Annotated in this window: 14 protein-coding genes and 1 pseudogene; 13 read left to right on the top strand and 2 right to left on the bottom strand. The window is 68.1% G+C overall.

What is annotated here, in order from left to right; all coding sequences use genetic code 11:
* Window positions 1-148 precede the first annotated feature (148 nt).
* From cdaA to K2Z83_RS03475, 9 genes and pseudogenes are all read left to right on the top strand, one after another.
* Window positions 149-970 carry a diadenylate cyclase CdaA gene (cdaA, locus tag K2Z83_RS03510; protein WP_220593801.1) on the top strand — a complete coding sequence of 274 codons (822 nt, stop codon included), beginning with the start codon at window positions 149-151 and terminating at the stop codon, window positions 968-970.
* 10 nt (window positions 971-980) lie between these two features.
* Entirely contained in the window at window positions 981-2,441 is a 1,461-nt protein-coding gene (locus tag K2Z83_RS29580) for a YbbR-like domain-containing protein (protein ID WP_305082496.1), read from the top strand.
* A 111-nt stretch (window positions 2,442-2,552) separates the two neighbouring features.
* Entirely contained in the window at window positions 2,553-3,950 is a 1,398-nt protein-coding gene (locus K2Z83_RS03500) for an FAD-dependent oxidoreductase (protein WP_220593800.1), read from the top strand.
* A gap of 90 nt (window positions 3,951-4,040) precedes the next feature.
* A pseudogene (locus K2Z83_RS29760) lies at window positions 4,041-4,430 on the top strand (glycosyltransferase); the annotation flags it as partial.
* Window positions 4,423-5,061, top strand: coding sequence for a glycosyltransferase (locus K2Z83_RS28675; protein ID WP_370650038.1), 639 nt, complete (start codon window positions 4,423-4,425; stop codon window positions 5,059-5,061). The pseudogene K2Z83_RS29760 and the gene K2Z83_RS28675, both read left to right, overlap by 8 nt.
* Window positions 5,062-5,138: 77 nt before the next feature.
* Window positions 5,139-6,110 carry a hypothetical protein gene (locus tag K2Z83_RS03490; RefSeq protein ID WP_220593799.1) on the top strand — a complete coding sequence of 324 codons (972 nt, stop codon included), beginning with the start codon at window positions 5,139-5,141 and terminating at the stop codon, window positions 6,108-6,110.
* Between the two features lie 185 nt (window positions 6,111-6,295).
* Window positions 6,296-6,976 (top strand): class I SAM-dependent methyltransferase, encoded by a 681-nt coding sequence (locus K2Z83_RS03485; protein ID WP_220593798.1) that lies wholly within the window; start codon window positions 6,296-6,298, stop codon window positions 6,974-6,976.
* Complete coding sequence (locus tag K2Z83_RS03480; protein WP_220593797.1) at window positions 6,976-7,302, top strand: non-heme iron oxygenase ferredoxin subunit; 327 nt, start codon at window positions 6,976-6,978, stop codon at window positions 7,300-7,302. The genes K2Z83_RS03485 and K2Z83_RS03480 overlap by 1 nt, the downstream gene beginning before the upstream one ends.
* A gap of 161 nt (window positions 7,303-7,463) precedes the next feature.
* Window positions 7,464-9,107: a GAF domain-containing sensor histidine kinase gene (locus K2Z83_RS03475; protein WP_220593796.1), complete on the top strand. Its 1,644-nt coding sequence runs from the start codon at window positions 7,464-7,466 to the stop codon at window positions 9,105-9,107.
* Window positions 9,108-9,199: 92 nt separating this feature from the next.
* Here the strand turns inward: K2Z83_RS03475 and sucD are convergent, their stop codons facing one another.
* Entirely contained in the window at window positions 9,200-10,075 is an 876-nt protein-coding gene (sucD, locus tag K2Z83_RS03470; protein WP_220594053.1) for a succinate--CoA ligase subunit alpha, read from the bottom strand.
* 70 nt (window positions 10,076-10,145) lie between these two features.
* Entirely contained in the window at window positions 10,146-10,940 is a 795-nt protein-coding gene (deoC, locus tag K2Z83_RS03465) for a deoxyribose-phosphate aldolase (protein ID WP_220593795.1), read from the bottom strand.
* A 254-nt stretch (window positions 10,941-11,194) separates the two neighbouring features.
* Between deoC and K2Z83_RS03460 the strand changes: the two genes are divergently transcribed.
* The 4 genes from K2Z83_RS03460 (at window position 11,195) to K2Z83_RS03445 (ending at window position 15,390) form a co-directional block, all read left to right on the top strand.
* Window positions 11,195-12,298, top strand: coding sequence for an ABC transporter ATP-binding protein (locus K2Z83_RS03460; RefSeq protein WP_255603235.1), 1,104 nt, complete (start codon window positions 11,195-11,197; stop codon window positions 12,296-12,298).
* Between the two features lie 81 nt (window positions 12,299-12,379).
* Complete coding sequence (locus K2Z83_RS03455; protein WP_220594051.1) at window positions 12,380-13,255, top strand: ABC transporter permease; 876 nt, start codon at window positions 12,380-12,382, stop codon at window positions 13,253-13,255.
* Window positions 13,252-14,112 (top strand): ABC transporter permease, encoded by an 861-nt coding sequence (locus K2Z83_RS03450; RefSeq protein WP_220593794.1) that lies wholly within the window; start codon window positions 13,252-13,254, stop codon window positions 14,110-14,112. The genes K2Z83_RS03455 and K2Z83_RS03450 overlap by 4 nt, the downstream gene beginning before the upstream one ends.
* A gap of 138 nt (window positions 14,113-14,250) precedes the next feature.
* On the top strand, window positions 14,251-15,390 hold the full coding sequence (locus K2Z83_RS03445) for a spermidine/putrescine ABC transporter substrate-binding protein (protein WP_220593793.1): 1,140 nt from the start codon (window positions 14,251-14,253) through the stop codon (window positions 15,388-15,390).
* Window positions 15,391-15,484: the final 94 nt, after the last annotated feature.

The raw sequence follows: 15,484 nt of genomic DNA, 5'->3' as shown, positions 1-15,484 counted from the left end.
TAAACCTCACCTTGCGCTCCCACGCCATTTCGGGTACCCTGCCAACAACAGCCCACTTGCGCAAATCGATCCTGGACCCAGTGCCCTGTGCCCTGTACCCTATACCCTGTACCCTGTACCCTGTACCCTGTGCCCTTGTACTCTGACTATGGATCTTGCACGTCTCTGGTCGCGGCTCAACCCGCTCACATCGCCCTTCGCCCTCCTCGACATCCTGATCGTCGCCGTCCTGTTGTACTGGCTCTTCGGCGTGATCCGCGGCACCCGCGCTGTCCAGCTGCTGCGCGGCATGGGCGTTGTCTTGGTGGCGGCCTTTGTGGTGGGCACGGTGGCCAACGGGCGGCTCACGACGCTGTCGTGGCTGCTGAGCAATATTATTAACCCGACGCTGATCGTCGGCGTGCCGGTGCTGTTCCAGCCCGAGCTGCGCCGGGCGCTTGAGAGCCTCGGACGGTCGAGCAACCTGATCAGCCGGCCCTTCGGCGGCGCGAACCGCTCGGAGCTGCTTGAGACGATCACGGTGATCTGTCGCGCCTCGGCCCAGCTCTCGCAGCAGGGCGTGGGCGCCCTGATCGTGATCGAGCGCGCCACGCAGCTCCAGGAGTACGCCGATCGCGGGGTCATCCTCGACTCGCGCATCTCCTCGCCGCTGCTGCTAAATATCTTCTACCCGAACTCGCCGCTCCACGATATGGCGGTGATCGTGCGCGGCACGCGCATCCTCGCGGCCAACGTGGTGATGCCGCTGAGCGAGGATGTGATCGGGCCGCGTCGCTACGGCACGCGCCACCGCGCCGCCAAGGGGATCAGCGAGCAGACGGACGCGATCTCGGTGGTGGTCTCCGAGGAGACGGGCGCGATCTCGCTGGTGAACGACGGGCGTATGGCCAGCTACCTGAATGAGTCTCGGCTCCGCAGTATGCTCGCCGGGCTGCTCCGTGTGCCCCTGGATGAAGAGAAAAAGTCATGACGGCGACCGAATGACAACTCTGCGCGCTATGACTCTGCGGGCGCTGCTCGCCCTTGGCCTGAGCTTCGCCCTCTGGGCCTTTGTCTCATTCAGCCAGAACCCTGAGGAGCTGGTGCCCTTTGAGGGGCTCACGCCGCAGGTGGTTGGCCTGGGCAGCGACCTGGTGATCGTGGACGCCAACGGCCTGCCGAACCCGACCCTGCCGAGCGTGAATGTCACCCTGCGCACCGACCGCAACCAGCGCGCGGAGCTGCGGCCGGTCGATATCCGCACGGTGGTCGACCTGACCGGGCTCGGGTCAGGTGAGCACATCGTGCCGGTGAATGTGCAGGCCACCCGCAGCACGATCTCATTCACGGTGCCGGCCGACGGCGTCACACCCTCGGCCATCCCCTTTCGGATCGAGGAGATTATGACGGGCACGGTGCCGATCGACCTGAAGGTCGCCGGCAACCTGCCCTTCAGCTTCGAGCGCGGCGAGCCACAGATCACCTTTAGCGGCGTGCCGATCGGCGCGGTGCAGATCACCGGCCCGCAGAACCGGGTGCAGCGCGTGACGGCGGCCCAGACGACGGCGAATATCGAGCAGCTGCGGGCGAGCTATCAGGCACCGCTGAGCCTGGTGGCGGTCGATGAGAACGGCCAGACGGTCGATGGCGTGCAGATCAGCCCCGGCACGGTGAATGTGCGCATCCCGATCACCTCGGTGGTCGGCCTGAAGCTGGTGCCGGTGCAGGCCAGCATCGTCGGCCTGCCCGCCTCCGGCTACGTCATCACGGCGGTGCAGGTTGACCCGCCGCTGATCGCGCTCACCGGCAGCTCCGGCCCGCTCGATGCGGTGCTGGTGCTGGAGACTGAGGATGTCGATATCGGCGGAGCGCGCGGCTCGCTGGTGCGCCAGGCGCGGATCAGCTTCCCAGCCGGCACCTCGCCGCAGCTCGGCGAGCCCAGCAGCGCCAAGGTGACGGTGCTGATCTCCCCGGTCAGCCAGTCGTTCCAGGTCACCCTGCCCGCCGAGGTCGCGGTGGGCGGCGTCGGCGGCGGCATGCTGATGAGCGTCAGCCCCAATAGCGTCTCGGTAACTATTACCGGCAGCAGTGCGTTCCTTGATCAGCTGGCACAGCAGCCGCTGAAGGCGAACGTTGATGTGAGCGGGCTGGGGCCAGGCAGCTACCAGCTCCCTGTGACGGTGAGCCTCCCGAGCGGGGTGCGTCTGGCGGGCGAGCCGCCCTCGGTGACGGTCGTGCTGCGGACCCCTCCGCCGTCGCCGACAAGCCCTGCCTCACCTACCGCCGAGCCCCCGACTGATGTGACGGCCACGCTGCCATCCTCCGGGACGCCTGAGGCCACGCCGGTGCTGGAGGCCACGCCACCGCCGGAGGCGGTGGGGACGCCCGATCCGGTGACGATCAAGCCGCCGACCCCTGAGCCGCCGACCCCTGAGCCGCCGACCCCTGAGCCGACGCCCTAGGGTGAGCGCAGATTGCAAATTGCAGATTGCAGATTGCAGATTGCAGGACACGAGGTGCTAGCTCCCACGTACTCGAGTATATGCGGCCTGTATGGCCGAAGGAGACGGAGCGTGACTGAGCCATTGGGAACAGATGCCCGCCCGCTACGCGTTGCGATTGTGGGCGCAGGCCCGGCCGGGTTCTACGCCGCCGAGGCGCTGCTCAAGCAGCAGAATCTGGTCTGTCAGATCGACATCTTCAACCGCCTGCCCACCCCCTACGGCCTCGTGCGCGAGGGAGTCGCCCCCGACCACCAGTCGATCAAGGCGGTGACCCGCGTCTACGACAAGCTGGCCGCCGCGCCGAACCTGCGCTACTTCGGCAATGTCACCTTCGGGCGCGATATCTTCCACGAGGATGTCACGCAGCTCTACGACCAGGTCGTCTACGCGGTGGGCGCCCAGTCCGACCGCAAGATGGGCATCACCGGCGAGGATCTGGACGGCAGCTTCCCGGCGACGATCTTTGTGGGCTGGTACAATGGCCACCCCGACTACTGCGACCTGACCTTCGACCTCTCGCACGAGCGGGTGCTGGTCGTTGGCAACGGGAATGTGGCGATGGATGTGGCGCGCATTCTGGCGACGGACCCGGAGGACTTGGCGAAGACCGATATCGCCGACCACGCCCTGGAGGCGCTGCGCAAGAGCAAGGTGCGCGAGGTGGTGATGCTGGGTCGGCGCGGGCCGGCCCAGGCCGCCTTCACCAACCCCGAGCTGCGGGAGTTCGGCGAGCTGAACGGCGTCGATGTGATTATTGACCCGGCCGACATGGAGCTCGATGAGGTGAGCGAGGCGTCGCTCGCCGACGATAAGACGGCGCGCAGGAATGTCGAGCTCATGCGGACCTACGCCGAGCGGGGCAACACCGGCGCGCCCCGGCGGATCGTGATGCGCTTCCTGGTCTCCCCGGTGGGCATCATCGGCTCCGGCAACCGGGTGGCGGCGGTGACGATCGAGCGGAACAACCTGAAGCAGGCCGCCGACGGCAGCCTGAAGGCCCGCGGCACCGGCAAGTACGAGACGCTCCAGTGCGGGATGCTCCTGCGCTCGGTGGGCTACCGCGGCTCGCCCATCCCCGGCGTGCCGTTCAGCGACTCCTCGGGCACCATCCCGAACGTGGCCGGACGGGTGTTCCAAGATCGCGATGAGGTGATCCCCGGCGAGTACGTGGTCGGCTGGGCCAAGCGCGGCCCCTCCGGCATCATCGGCACGAATAAGCCCGACTCGGTCTCGACGGTGGCCGCGATGATCGAGGACATCCCTAGCCTGGAGGCGATCCCCGACGAGAAGCGCGGCCTGCACATGATCGAGGAGCTGCTGCGCTCCCGCGGCGTCGATTATGTGACCTACGCCGACTGGAAGATCCTCGACGCCCACGAGCTGGCGGCCGGGGCCGCCCAGGGCCGCCCGCGCGTGAAGGTGACCTGTGTAGACGACATGATGAAGATCATCCGCGCCGGGCGGTGATCGCCGTGGCCTTGTAGGGCCGAAGCATTTCGCTCTTTGCGCTCTGCGCAAAGAGCGAAATGCTTCGGCCCTACGGAACGGCTGGAACATATGCGAATCGTGATGATCGCGCCCTTCGGCATCCGGCCGAAGGGCACCCTACTGGCGCGCATGCTGCCGTTGGCCCAGGCCCTCGACCGGCGCGGCCACCGGCTGGCGATCGTCGCGCCGCCGGTGCAGAACCCCGAGGACGCCGGCACCCGCGTGACCTATGGCGCGGTGACGGTGAGCCACACCCGCCTGCCGCGCCTGCCCGGCCCCGCCGCCGTGGCCGAGCAGAGCCTCAGCCTGCTGCGCATGGCCCTGGCCGAGCAGCCCGACCTGCTCCACCTCTTTAAGCCCAAGGGCTACGGCGGCCTGGCCGCCCTGGCCGCCCGCGCCCTGCGCCCGCGCCTGCCCCTGGTGGTCGACACCGACGACTGGGAGGGCTGGGGTGGCTGGAACGACCTGCTGCCCTACCCCGCCTCGGCCAAGGCGCTCTTCGCCTGGCAGGAGCGCGACCTGCCGCCTGCCGCCTGTCATCCTGCTCTACACCCGCTTCTGGGAGATCGACCTGGCCGAGCTGGTGGCGGCGCTGGTGGCCATCCGCCAGGGGCGGCCGGACGCGCGCCTGGTGGTGGTGGGCCGGGGCGAGGGCGGCGAGGAGCGCCGGCTGCTCGCCCTGGCCAGGCGCGCGGGCATCGGTGCGATGATCGACGAGCGGGGCTGGCTCCAGCCCGCCCAGATCCCGGCGGCGCTCGCCGAGGCCGACCTGGCCCTCGCGCCGCTGGAGGACACGCTGATCAACCGGGCGCGCGGCCTGGCCAAGCTGCTTGAGCTGATGGGCGCCGGGCTGCCGATCGTGGCCAGCGACGTCGGCCAGGCCGGCGAGTATCTTCAGCACGAGCGCAGCGGGCTGCTCTGCCCGCCCGGCGACCCGGCGGCCCTGGCCGGGGCCGCCCTGCGCCTGCTCGGCGACGATGGCCTGCGCGCCAGGCTCGCGACGGGCGCCCGCGCCGCCGCCGCGCGGTTCTCCTGGGACACCCTGGCCGTCACGGCCGAGGCCGCCTACCGCGCGGCGACGAGGAGGTAGCGCTCCGCCCGGCGGCTGAAGCCGCGGGCGAGCGTCTGCGAAGGTCGCCTGCGCGACCTCATTATGAGGAGGTAGCCATGCTCGACTGGCTCTTCGGGCGCGGGGCGCCCGCGCAGGCCCCGCAGATCGTGCGCGCCGACCGCGCCGCCGCCGAGCCCTTCGACCTGCGGGTTGCCGTGGTCATCCACAACCCGCGGATCATGTCCGCCGTCGGGCGTCGGCTCAGCGAGCAGATGGGCTGGCAGGACCCCGACGCGCTGGCGGCCCAGTACATCGACGATATGCGCGCCTGCAGCGGCGGCATGGCCCGCTACACCATCGCCGAGCGCCACGAGGTTGACGGGTTCCCGCCCAAGGCCGACGGCTTCATCTACGACAGCGCGAGCTATCTGGCCGCCTGGCAGCGCGGCGGCGGCTTCCACCAGCCCGACGCGGCCGACTACCGGCGCATCCTGGCTGAGCACCGGCTGGTGGAGAAGGTCGAGTCCGGCGCGATCGATGAGGTCTGGCTCTTCGCCTTCCCCTACGCCGGCTACTACGAGAGCCAGATGGCGGGCGACGGGGCCGTCTGGTGCAACGCGCCGCCGTTAGCCCTGCCCGGCGCCCGCCGGCGCTTCGTGATCATGGGCTTCAACTTCGAGCGCGACGTGGGCTGCATGCTGGAGAACTTCGGCCACCGGGTCGAGTCGATCATGGCCCACGTCTACCGCCACCAGCGCGGCGAGGCTAACCTCTGGGAGCGCTTCACCCGCTACGAGCAGCGCGCGCCGGGGCGGGCCGAGTGTGGCAACGTCCACTTTGCGCCGAGCAGCCAGCGCGACTACGACTGGGGCAACCGCCGCGAGGTGATCTCCGGCGCGGACGCATGGTACGCCTTCCCGGACCTGGGCTCCCCGCCGCGCCCGATGCGCTGCGCGGAGTGGGGCGGCGGCGATATGCGCCTGCACCACATGTGGTGGCTCGACCACCTGCCACGCGCGGCCGGCGGCGCCGAGGAGATCCTGCACAACTGGTGGGCCTACGCCCTGCGGCCCGACCGATTCCTCTAGGCTGTGACCCAGACCCGGCCTTTGTATTGGGTTTGGGCGGCGAAGCCGCCCAAACCCAATACAAAATCCTGCGGGGGCGGCTTCGCCGCCCCCGCACCCCTACCGGGACGCATGTGTATGATGCAGGTATGCTACGATAGACGTGGATGCAATCCGCATCCTGTCATCCTCTGTGGGAGCGCCGCATGGCCGCCGAGACCCCGCTGTTCACCCGCATCGCCGCCGCCTATGTGCGCGGCTCCCTCGGCGACGCCGCCGGGGCCCGCGAGGCGCCCCTCGACTCGCTCAGCGCCGACCAGCGCGCCGCGCTGATCACGCTCGGCCAGTCCCGTGGCCTCCGCATGCACCGCTTCAAGCGCACCCCGGGCCGCGCGCGCGTCCAGGCCGTGCTCAGCATCCTGCGCGGGCTCGTCCCCAGCGATCTGCTCGATATCGGCAGCGGGCGCGGCACCTTCCTCTGGCCGCTGCTCGACGCCATGCCTGCGCTCCCCGTCACCGCGACCGACACCCTCGCCCAGCGGGTGGCCGATATCCAGCGCGTCGCCGACGGCGGAATCCTCACGCTCAGCGCGGCCCGCGCCGACGTGACCGACCTGCCCTTCGCCGACGGGAGCTTCGATGTGGTGACGGCGCTGGAGGTGCTGGATCGCATCCCTGACACGGCGCTCGCTCTGCGATCGGCCCTGCGCGTGGCCCGCCGCTTCGCGATTATCTCGGTTTCCTCGCGCGCGGACGAGACCTCCGCGCACATCCACCGCTTCAGCGCGCCGCAGCTGGCCGAGCTGCTGCGCGCCCACGGCGCCGCGCGGGTGAGCGTCGAGCATGTGCCCGGCCACATCATCGCCGTGGCGAAGGTGGCGCCCTGATGGCCCGCGAGTGGGCGCTCGCGCTCGACCTCGGCGCGATCTCGCCGGGCCAGATGGCCTATGTGGATGTGGACGGGCTGCCGGTGGCCCTGGCCAACGTAGGCGGGGCGATCTACGCCTTCGGCGACTCGTGTCGCCACGAGGGCGGCCCGCTCTCGTCCGGCCTGCTGATCGGTGAGGCGGTGACCTGCCCCTGGCACGGCTGGGCCTACAGCGTGCGCACCGGCAAGAGCCTCATCCCGCCGGTCGGGCTGCGCATCCCGGTCTACCCGGTGCGGGTTGAGGATGGGCAGATCTGGGTCGGCGTCGACTGGCCCGACGCATGAGGCGGGCGGCGCATCGCGCACGTGAGCAATGACGCAACCCGGGGCGGCCACTCGCCTCAGTGCCTCAGCGGCTCAGCCTCTCAGTGATCTAAATTGACATAGCCCCTGCGTATGGGGTAAAGTAACAGGACTATTTCTCAGATTCCTCGCGAGGTTCCCCTATGTCGCCAATCGCCATCAACCAGCGCCAGCTGGAGACACTCAGCCAGCTCCTTATCGCCGGCGGGCACCATGATGTCTCCGGGCTGCTGGCCGCCTCGCTGGAGCGCCTCGTCGCATTCTGGCCGGCTCAGGCCGGGGCGCTGCTCTATATCACGCCCTATGGCGAGACGGTGCAGCTCGCCCACGGCGCCCTTGACGATGAGACGAGCACCCTGATCGACCAGGCCCGCAGCGGCTTCATGCGCCGCGACGATGGCAGCGAGCCGATGCTCGGCTCCTACTCGCTGGAGGGCAACCGCGACCTGATCGAGCTGCCGCTGCAGAGCGGCGGCCAGGGCGTCGGCCTGCTGCACCTGGTGGTGATCGGCCCCGAGCTCGGCGCCGATGGCAAGGGCGGCACGATCCCGGTCAACGCCGATGAGGATCTGATGGTGCTGCTGGTGCGGGCCATCGGCGGCGAGGCCGATAAGCTCTCGATGCTGCGCCGCGCCGAGCGCGACCTGCGCGAGCTGAATTTGCTCTATGAGATCGGCCAGTCCCTCTCGATCAACCTCGACCTGTCCAGCCTGCTCAACGATATCAAGCTGCGCGCCCCCAAGGTCGTCGGCGCCGAGCGCTGCTCGATCTTTCTGCTCGATGAGGCCAAGGGCGAGCTGGTGCTAGAGAACCCCGGCGAGAACCGCCAGTACCGCATGCCCGCCGACCGCGGCATCGCCGGCTGGGTGGCCACCCACGGCGTCGGCCAGATCGTCAACGATGTCGAGCAGGACGCCCGCTGGTACGACGCGATCGGCCGCGAGGCCGACTTTGTCACCCGCTCGATCCTCTGCGTGCCCATGCGCATCAAGGACCGGGTGATCGGCGTGATGCAGCTGCTCAATAAGATCGATGGCAAGCCCTTCGGCGACCAGGATATGCAGCTGCTCACCACCCTGGCCGCCCAGGGCGCGATCGCGATCGAGAACGCCCGCCTCTACCAGAGCCTCAAGCAGGAGCGCGACCGCCTGCTGAGCAAGGAGGCCGACACGCGCACGGCGATCGCCCGCGACCTGCACGATGGCCCGACCCAGAGCGTGGCTGCGATCGCCATGAACATCGAGTTCATCAAGAAGCTGTTCCGGGCCATGCCCGAGCGCGTGCCGGCCGAGCTCGACACCCTCTCCGAGCTGGTGATCAAGACCACCAACGACATCCGCACCCTGCTCTTCGAGCTGCGGCCGCTCGGCCTGGAGACCCAGGGCCTGGTGATCACGCTCCAGCAGTATGTGGATCGCTGGCGCGACCCCTCGGGCAACCCGACCCGTCTGCGCCTTGAGGCGCCGATGAACGTGCCGCGCCTGCCCTCTGAGGTCGAGGCCGCCACCTTCATCATCCTCCAGGAGGCGGTGAATAACGCCCGCAAGCACGCCCACAGCGATGTGATCACGATCTACCTCTATGTCGAGGAGGACACCTTCGTGGCCAGCGTGCGCGACCGGGGCCGGGGCTTCAACGTGGCGGCGGTCGAGGGCACCTACAACAGCCGGGGCAGCCTGGGCCTGCTGAACATGAAGGAGCGCGCCCGCCTGATCGGCGCCGACCTGCGCATCCGCTCGGAGCCCGAGCAGGGCACGACGGTGGAGCTGCGGATACCGCTCTCCTGATTGTACGGGCGCAGCAGCACGAAGCCGGGTCGCGCTATGCGCGACCCGGCTTCGTGCTGCTGCGCCCCTACGGCGCATTGGGGATATCGGGTCTACCCCAGAACGTCCTTCACGATCTGGGCGATATCGGTGGGCTGGCGGGCCACCTTCACGCCCACGGCCTCCAGCGCCTTGATCTTCTCCTGGGCCGTGCCCTCGCCGCCGCTGATGATCGCGCCGGCGTGGCCCATGCGCTTGCCCTCGGGGGCTGTCTGCCCGGCGATGAAGCTGACCACCGGCTTGGTCACATTCGCCTTGATGAAGGCGGCGGCCTGGATCTCGGCGTCGCCGCCGATCTCGCCGATCAGCACGATCGCCCTGGTGGCCTCGTCGGCCTGGAACATGGCCAGCACATCCACGAAGCTCGTGCCGATGATCGGGTCGCCGCCGATGCCGACGATGCTGGTCTGGCCGAGCCCGATGCGGGTCAGCGCGTCGACGGCCTCGTAGGTGAGCGTGCCGCTCTTGCTGACCACGCCAACCGGGCCGGGGGCGGTGATGTTGCCGGGGATGATCCCGACCTTGGCCTCGCCGGGGGTGATCAGGCCGGGACAGTTCGGGCCGATCAGGCGCGCGCCGCACTGCTGCACGAACTCGTAGGTGGCGACCATGTCCAGGGCGGGGACGCCCTCGGTGATGCAGACCACCAGGGCGATGCCGGCCGCCGCCGACTCGCGGATGGCGTCGGGGGCGAAGGGCGCGGGCACGTAGATCACCGAGACGTTGGCCCCGGTGGCCTCGACCGCCTCCTTCACCGTGTTGAACACCGGCACCTTGCCGTCCACCGCCGTCTGCCCGCCGCGGCCCGGCACCACGCCGGCCACCACGTTCGTCCCGTACGCGATCATCTGGCGGGTGTGGAACTCGCCCTCCTTGCCCGTGATGCCCTGGACAAGCAGCCGCGTATCGTTGTTAATCAGGATGCTCAATGGAACCCCCATCTGAATGTTGAATGTTGAATGGTGAATGTTGAATTCAACATTCACCATTCAACATTGATCAATAACCTTCTTTTTCAGCCTGCCTGCTAGGAGCAGAGCCTTCTGATTCACGGACGATCGCCACCCCGGCGCTGGCGCCGATGCGGCTGGCCCCGGCGGCGATCATCGCCTGGGCGTCGGCCAGGGATCGCACGCCGCCCGATGCCTTCACGCCGATGTCGGGGCCGACGGCCCGGCGCATCAGGGCGATGTCGGCGGCGGTGGCCCCGCCCCCCGAGAATCCGGTGCTGGTCTTGACGAAGTCGGCCCCGGCGCGGGCGGCGAGCAGGCAGGCCGCCACCTTCTCCTCGTCGGTCAGCAGCGCCGTCTCGATGATCACCTTCACTAGGGCGCCCTGGGCGTGGCCGGCGTCCACCACCTGGTGGACGTCCTCGGCCGCCTCGGCGTAGCGCCCGGCCTTCAGCTGGCCCACGGCGATGACCATGTCCAGCTCGCGGGCGCCGTTGGCGGCGGCCTGGGTGGCCTCGAAGACCTTCGTCTTTGTCGTCGTGGCGCCTAGCGGGAAGCCGATCACCGTGCAGACGGCCACCGGCGTGCCCGCGAGCAGGCGCGCGCAGAGCGGGACGAAGGAGGGGTTGACGCAGACGCTGGCGAAGCGGTACTGGATCGCCTCGGTGCAGAGCTGCTCGACCTGCTCGGGGGTGGCCTCGGGCTTGAGCAGGGTGTGGTCGATATACCCGGCGATCGGGGTGTCGGAGATGGGTGCGGGCGCGGCGGCGGCGAGGCGCGCGCCGCTTGGCAGGCCGGGGATGGCCGCGAGACGATGGGCCACGCGCTCGATCAGATCATCCATGATGCTGCGCCTCCTCGCTGCTGTGTCCGACCGCAGATCCTCCGCGCCGGCTATTGTAGCACGAAACGTTTGGGCCACGAAGGACGCGAAACGTTTCGCGTCCTCCCCCCCCAACGCCCTCCGCGCACAAAGGCCCCCGGTTAAACCGTGGTATACTAGACCATCCCACCCAACGGGTTTGATATGCAGCGATTGCACCTTTGCGGCCACGCATGCCGCTCTGGCTGTCCGTATACGCTTTCCAGGAGATCGCCTTGAGTGACGGGAACGCGATTGAGCTGCGCGATGTCGTGAAGGCCTTCGGCGATGTGTACGCTGTGGACCACGTCTCGCTCCAGATCCGTGACGGAGAGTTCTTCTCGCTGCTCGGCCCCAGCGGCTGCGGGAAGACCACCAGCCTGCGCATGATCGCCGGCTTCGAGTACCCCACCAGCGGCGAGATCATGATCCACGGCCGCGAGATGAGCAGCACCCCGCCCCACCTGCGCCCGGTCAACACCGTCTTCCAGTCCTACGCCCTCTTCCCCCACATGTCGGTCGAGCAGAACGTGGCCTTCGGCCTGGAGATGAAGGGCGTCGCCAAGGCCGACCTCGGGCCGCGCGTCCAGGAGGCGCTGGAGATGGTGCGGCTCACCGGCTACGGCGCCCGCCGGCCGCGCCAGCTCTCCGGCGGCCAGCAGCAGCGCGTCGCCCTGGCCCGCGCCCTGGTCAACCACCCCGAGGTGCTCCTGCTCGACGAGCCCCTCGGCGCGCTCGACCAGAAGCTGCGCAAGGAGATGCAGCTGGAGCTCAAGGGACTCCAGGAGCGTGTCGGGATCACCTTCATCTTTGTCACCCACGACCAGGAGGAGGCCCTGACGATGTCCGACCGCATCGCGGTGATGAGCCACGGCAAGGTGCTCCAGGTCGGCACGCCCACCGAGATCTACGAGCGGCCCTCCTGCCGCTTCGTGGCCGACTTCATCGGCGAGACGAACTTTGTCGAGGGGAAAGTGGTCGAGAGCGCCGGCGGCTACGCCACGATCGAGACGGCCGACGGCATCCGCCTGCGCGGGTGTAGCGCGCGGCCGCTCAGCAGCGGCGCCGCCGCCACCCTCTCCATCCGCCCCGAGAAGGTGCGGCTGCTGCCCCAGGGCGAGGGCAGCGCCGGCGATGAGAACGCCCTGCCCGTGCGCGTCGAGCGCGTCAACTATATCGGCAGCGACACGCGCATCACCGTGCGCCTGAGCGACCAGCGCACCCTCAACGCCTGGGAGCAGAACGACCGCAGCACCGTCGATCGCAACGCCTACTGGCAGCCCGGCGAGGAGTCGCTGCTCGTCTGCCCCGCCGATAACGCGCTGGTGTTGACGGAGTAGGTGCGCAGCAGCAGCCGTGCGCTCCGCGCACGGCTGCTGCTGCGCACCTACGACGAACGGCGATACACGGGAGGTATCGACATGGCCCTCGACACCCTTCAGAAACAGCGCCGGCGCAGCGGCCGCCTGCGCCTGGCCGGCCTGCTCGGCCCCGGGGCGCTCTGGCTCACCCTCTTCTTCGCCATGCCCCTGGTGATCATCCTGCTCTACAGCTTTATGACCGCCGGCCCGCGCGGGAATGTGATCTGGCAGGCGACCTTCGGCCAGTACGCCGCCCTCTTCACCAAAGATATCTACGTCAACGCCTACACCCGCTCGATCTGGGCCAGCGTGCTCACCACCCTGATCTGCCTGCTGATCGGCTACCCGCTGGCCCTGTTCATCGCCCGCAGCCCGCAGCGCTGGCGCACCCCGCTGCTCTTCCTGATCCTCATCCCCTTCTGGACGAACTTCCTGGTGCGGATCTACGCCTGGCAGATCATCCTCTCAAACAACGGCCTGATCAACAGCGCCCTCGACTCGCTCGGCCTGCCTACGCAGACCCTGCTCTACACCGAGAACGCCACCCTGCTCGGCCTGGTCTACGGCGAGCTGCCCTTCATGGTGCTGCCGCTCTACGCCTCGATCGAGCGCTTCGACTTCACGCTCATGGAGGCCGCCGCCGACCTGGGGGCCAGCCGCTGGCGGGCCTTCCTGCGGGTCATGCTGCCGATCACCATGCCCGGCGTCGCCGCCGGCTCGGTGCTGGTCTTTATCCCCACCGTCGGCCAGTTCGTGGTCTCCGAGCTGCTCGGCGGCGCGAAGGTTGACTATATCGGCAACCTGCTCCAGCGGCTCTTCCTGCGCTCCAACCCGCCCAACTGGCCGCTCGGCTCGGCCATGGCCGTGGTGATGATGGCGGTGCTGATGGTGATGATTATGCTCTACTTCCGCTCGACCACGGAGGAAGATCGATGATCGAGGCCACCTCGCAGACGAAGACGGTCGCCCGCCCCGCCAGCGCCCGCGAGCGGACATCCCTGGGCGGCCTGGCGCTGCTGGCGAACGCCGTGCTGATGTACGCCTTCCTCTATGTGCCGATCGCCATCCTGGTGATCTTCTCCTTCACCAGCGACCAGTTCGGCGTGCGCTGGACGGGATTCACCCTCGACTGGTACGCCCGCCTCTTCGCCAACCAGCGGCTCATGGGCGCGGCGCTCAACACGCTCTATGTGGCCGTCATCTCCACGGTGGCCTCGACGATCATCGGCACGCTGACCGCCCTGGCCATGGAGCGCTACCGCTTCCGCGGCCGCGCCGGCATGGACGCCCTGCTCTACCTGCCGATCGTCATCCCCGAGATCGTCATGGCCGTGGCCCTGCTGGCTTTCTCGGCCTTCGCCTTTGATCTCCTCCAGTCGATCACCGGCGAGCCCATCCGCCGCAACCTGACCACGGTGATCATCGCCCACATCGCCTTCAGCATCTCGTTTGTGGTGGTGGTGGTGCGTACCAGCCTGAAGAACTTCGACCGCCGGCTTGAGGAGGCCGCGGCCGACCTCGGGGCCAACGGCTGGCAGACCTTCTGGCGGATCACCTTCCCGCTCATCCTGCCCGGCATCATCGGCGGCGCCCTGCTGGCCTTCACGCTCTCGCTCGATGACTTTATCATCAGCCTGTTCCTCTCCGGCCCCGGCACCTCGCTGCTGCCCGTCGAGGTCTACAACAAGGTGCGCCGCGCCGTCACCCCGGAGATCAACGCGATCTCCACGCTGATGCTGCTGCTCTCGATGGCCCTCGTCGGCCTCTCGCAGCTCGTCCAGCGGCGGCGGTAAGAAAGGGTTCAGGCAGCAGGCGGCAGGCGGCAGAGGCTGCTCAGCTGAGATTGCCAGCGAATCTGGTAATCTCAGCCACAGAGATGAGGGTTTTTAGTGCGCCAGCCCTACATGTGACTATAGAAGGAGTATTGCCCGATGAAACGTTGGCTCCCCCTGCTCGCGATGGCCCTAATCATGCTTAGCGCCTGCGGCTCCGCCCCGGCCAGCGCCCCGGCGGCCGCGACAGACTCCCCCGGCGGCGCGGCCGCCAGCGGCGATGTGGATACGAGCAAGCTCTCCAAGGAGCTGTTCTTCTACAACTGGTCGGACTACATCGACCCGAGCATCCTCGCCGACTTCGAGCAGGAGTACGGCGTCAAGGTGACGCTCGACACCTACGACGCCAACGAGGATATGATCGCCAAGGTGCGCGCCGGCAACTCTGGCTACGACATCGTGGTGCCCTCGGACTACGCGGTGACAACCATGGCCGCCGAGGGGCTGATCATCTCGCTCGACAAGAGCCTGCTGACTAACCTCAGTCACATGAGCCCGGACCTGCTGAACAAGTACTTCGATGAGGGCAACGTCTACTCGATCCCCTATATGTACGGCATCAGCGGGATCGCCTACAATCAGAAGAACTTTCCCGATGGGGTGGACAGCTGGTCGGCCCTGTTCGACCCGGCCAAGATCGCGGCCTACAGCGGCAAGTTCAGCATGCTCGACGACGAGCGCGAGTCGCCCGGCGCGGCCCTCAAGCTCCTGGGTAAGTCGCTCAACGACACTGAGCCGGCCGACCTGAAGGCGGCTGAGGATCTGCTGATCGCCCAGAAGCCCTTCCTGGCGGCGTACAACAGCTCGGACGTGAACCGCAAGCTGGCCTCCGAGGAGTATGTGATCGCCCACGCCTGGAGCGGCCAGGCCATCCAGGCCCACAACGGACTCGGCGACGAGTTCTCGGGCAACCCGGATATCCTCTTCACCATGCCCAAAGAGGGCGGCATGATCTGGATGGATAACCTGGCCATCCTCAAGGACTCGCCCAACGCCTACACCGCCCACGTCTTCATCAACTTCCTGATGCGCCCCGATATCGCCGCGCGCAACACCGAGTATATCGGCTACCTCTCGCCGAATAAGGACGCGGTCGATCTGCTCTCGCAGGATATTAAGGATCTCTACGCCCAGGGCTTCGCCCCCGACGCGGAGATGATCAAGCGCCTGGAGTGGGCCGAGCGCAACGAGAAGACGACCGCATTCACCGATGTCTGGACGGTGGTGAAGGGCGAGTAGCCCGCTTGTACATTACGGCAGGGTGCGGGGCCGGCTGAGCCGGCCCCGCACTTTTTTGTTAGACAAGGTTTCAGACAGGCCGATGTTGCTTTAC

Origin of the sequence: Oscillochloris sp. ZM17-4 (genome assembly GCF_019599295.1) — a bacterium.
Taxonomy (GTDB): Bacteria; Chloroflexota; Chloroflexia; order Chloroflexales; family Chloroflexaceae; genus Oscillochloris.
The sequence above is the reverse complement of the archived record's forward strand: the minus strand, read 5'-3'. Positions and strand labels throughout refer to the sequence as shown.

Bases quoted from the DNA above. Each gene is read 5' to 3' on its own strand.
- K2Z83_RS03450 (WP_220593794.1), top strand. From the start codon at position 13,252: ATGATCGAGGCCACCTCGCAGACGAAGACGGTCGCCCGCCCCGCCAGC.
- K2Z83_RS29580 (WP_305082496.1), top strand. From the start codon at position 981: ATGACAACTCTGCGCGCTATGACTCTGCGGGCGCTGCTCGCCCTTGGC.
- K2Z83_RS03490 (WP_220593799.1), top strand. From the start codon at position 5,139: ATGCTCGACTGGCTCTTCGGGCGCGGGGCGCCCGCGCAGGCCCCGCAG.
- K2Z83_RS03455 (WP_220594051.1), top strand. From the start codon at position 12,380: ATGGCCCTCGACACCCTTCAGAAACAGCGCCGGCGCAGCGGCCGCCTG.
- cdaA (WP_220593801.1), top strand. From the start codon at position 149: ATGGATCTTGCACGTCTCTGGTCGCGGCTCAACCCGCTCACATCGCCC.
- K2Z83_RS03445 (WP_220593793.1), top strand. From the start codon at position 14,251: ATGAAACGTTGGCTCCCCCTGCTCGCGATGGCCCTAATCATGCTTAGC.
- K2Z83_RS03475 (WP_220593796.1), top strand. From the start codon at position 7,464: ATGTCGCCAATCGCCATCAACCAGCGCCAGCTGGAGACACTCAGCCAG.
- K2Z83_RS03480 (WP_220593797.1), top strand. From the start codon at position 6,976: ATGGCCCGCGAGTGGGCGCTCGCGCTCGACCTCGGCGCGATCTCGCCG.
- K2Z83_RS03485 (WP_220593798.1), top strand. From the start codon at position 6,296: ATGGCCGCCGAGACCCCGCTGTTCACCCGCATCGCCGCCGCCTATGTG.
- deoC (WP_220593795.1), bottom strand. From the start codon at position 10,940: ATGGATGATCTGATCGAGCGCGTGGCCCATCGTCTCGCGGCCATCCCC.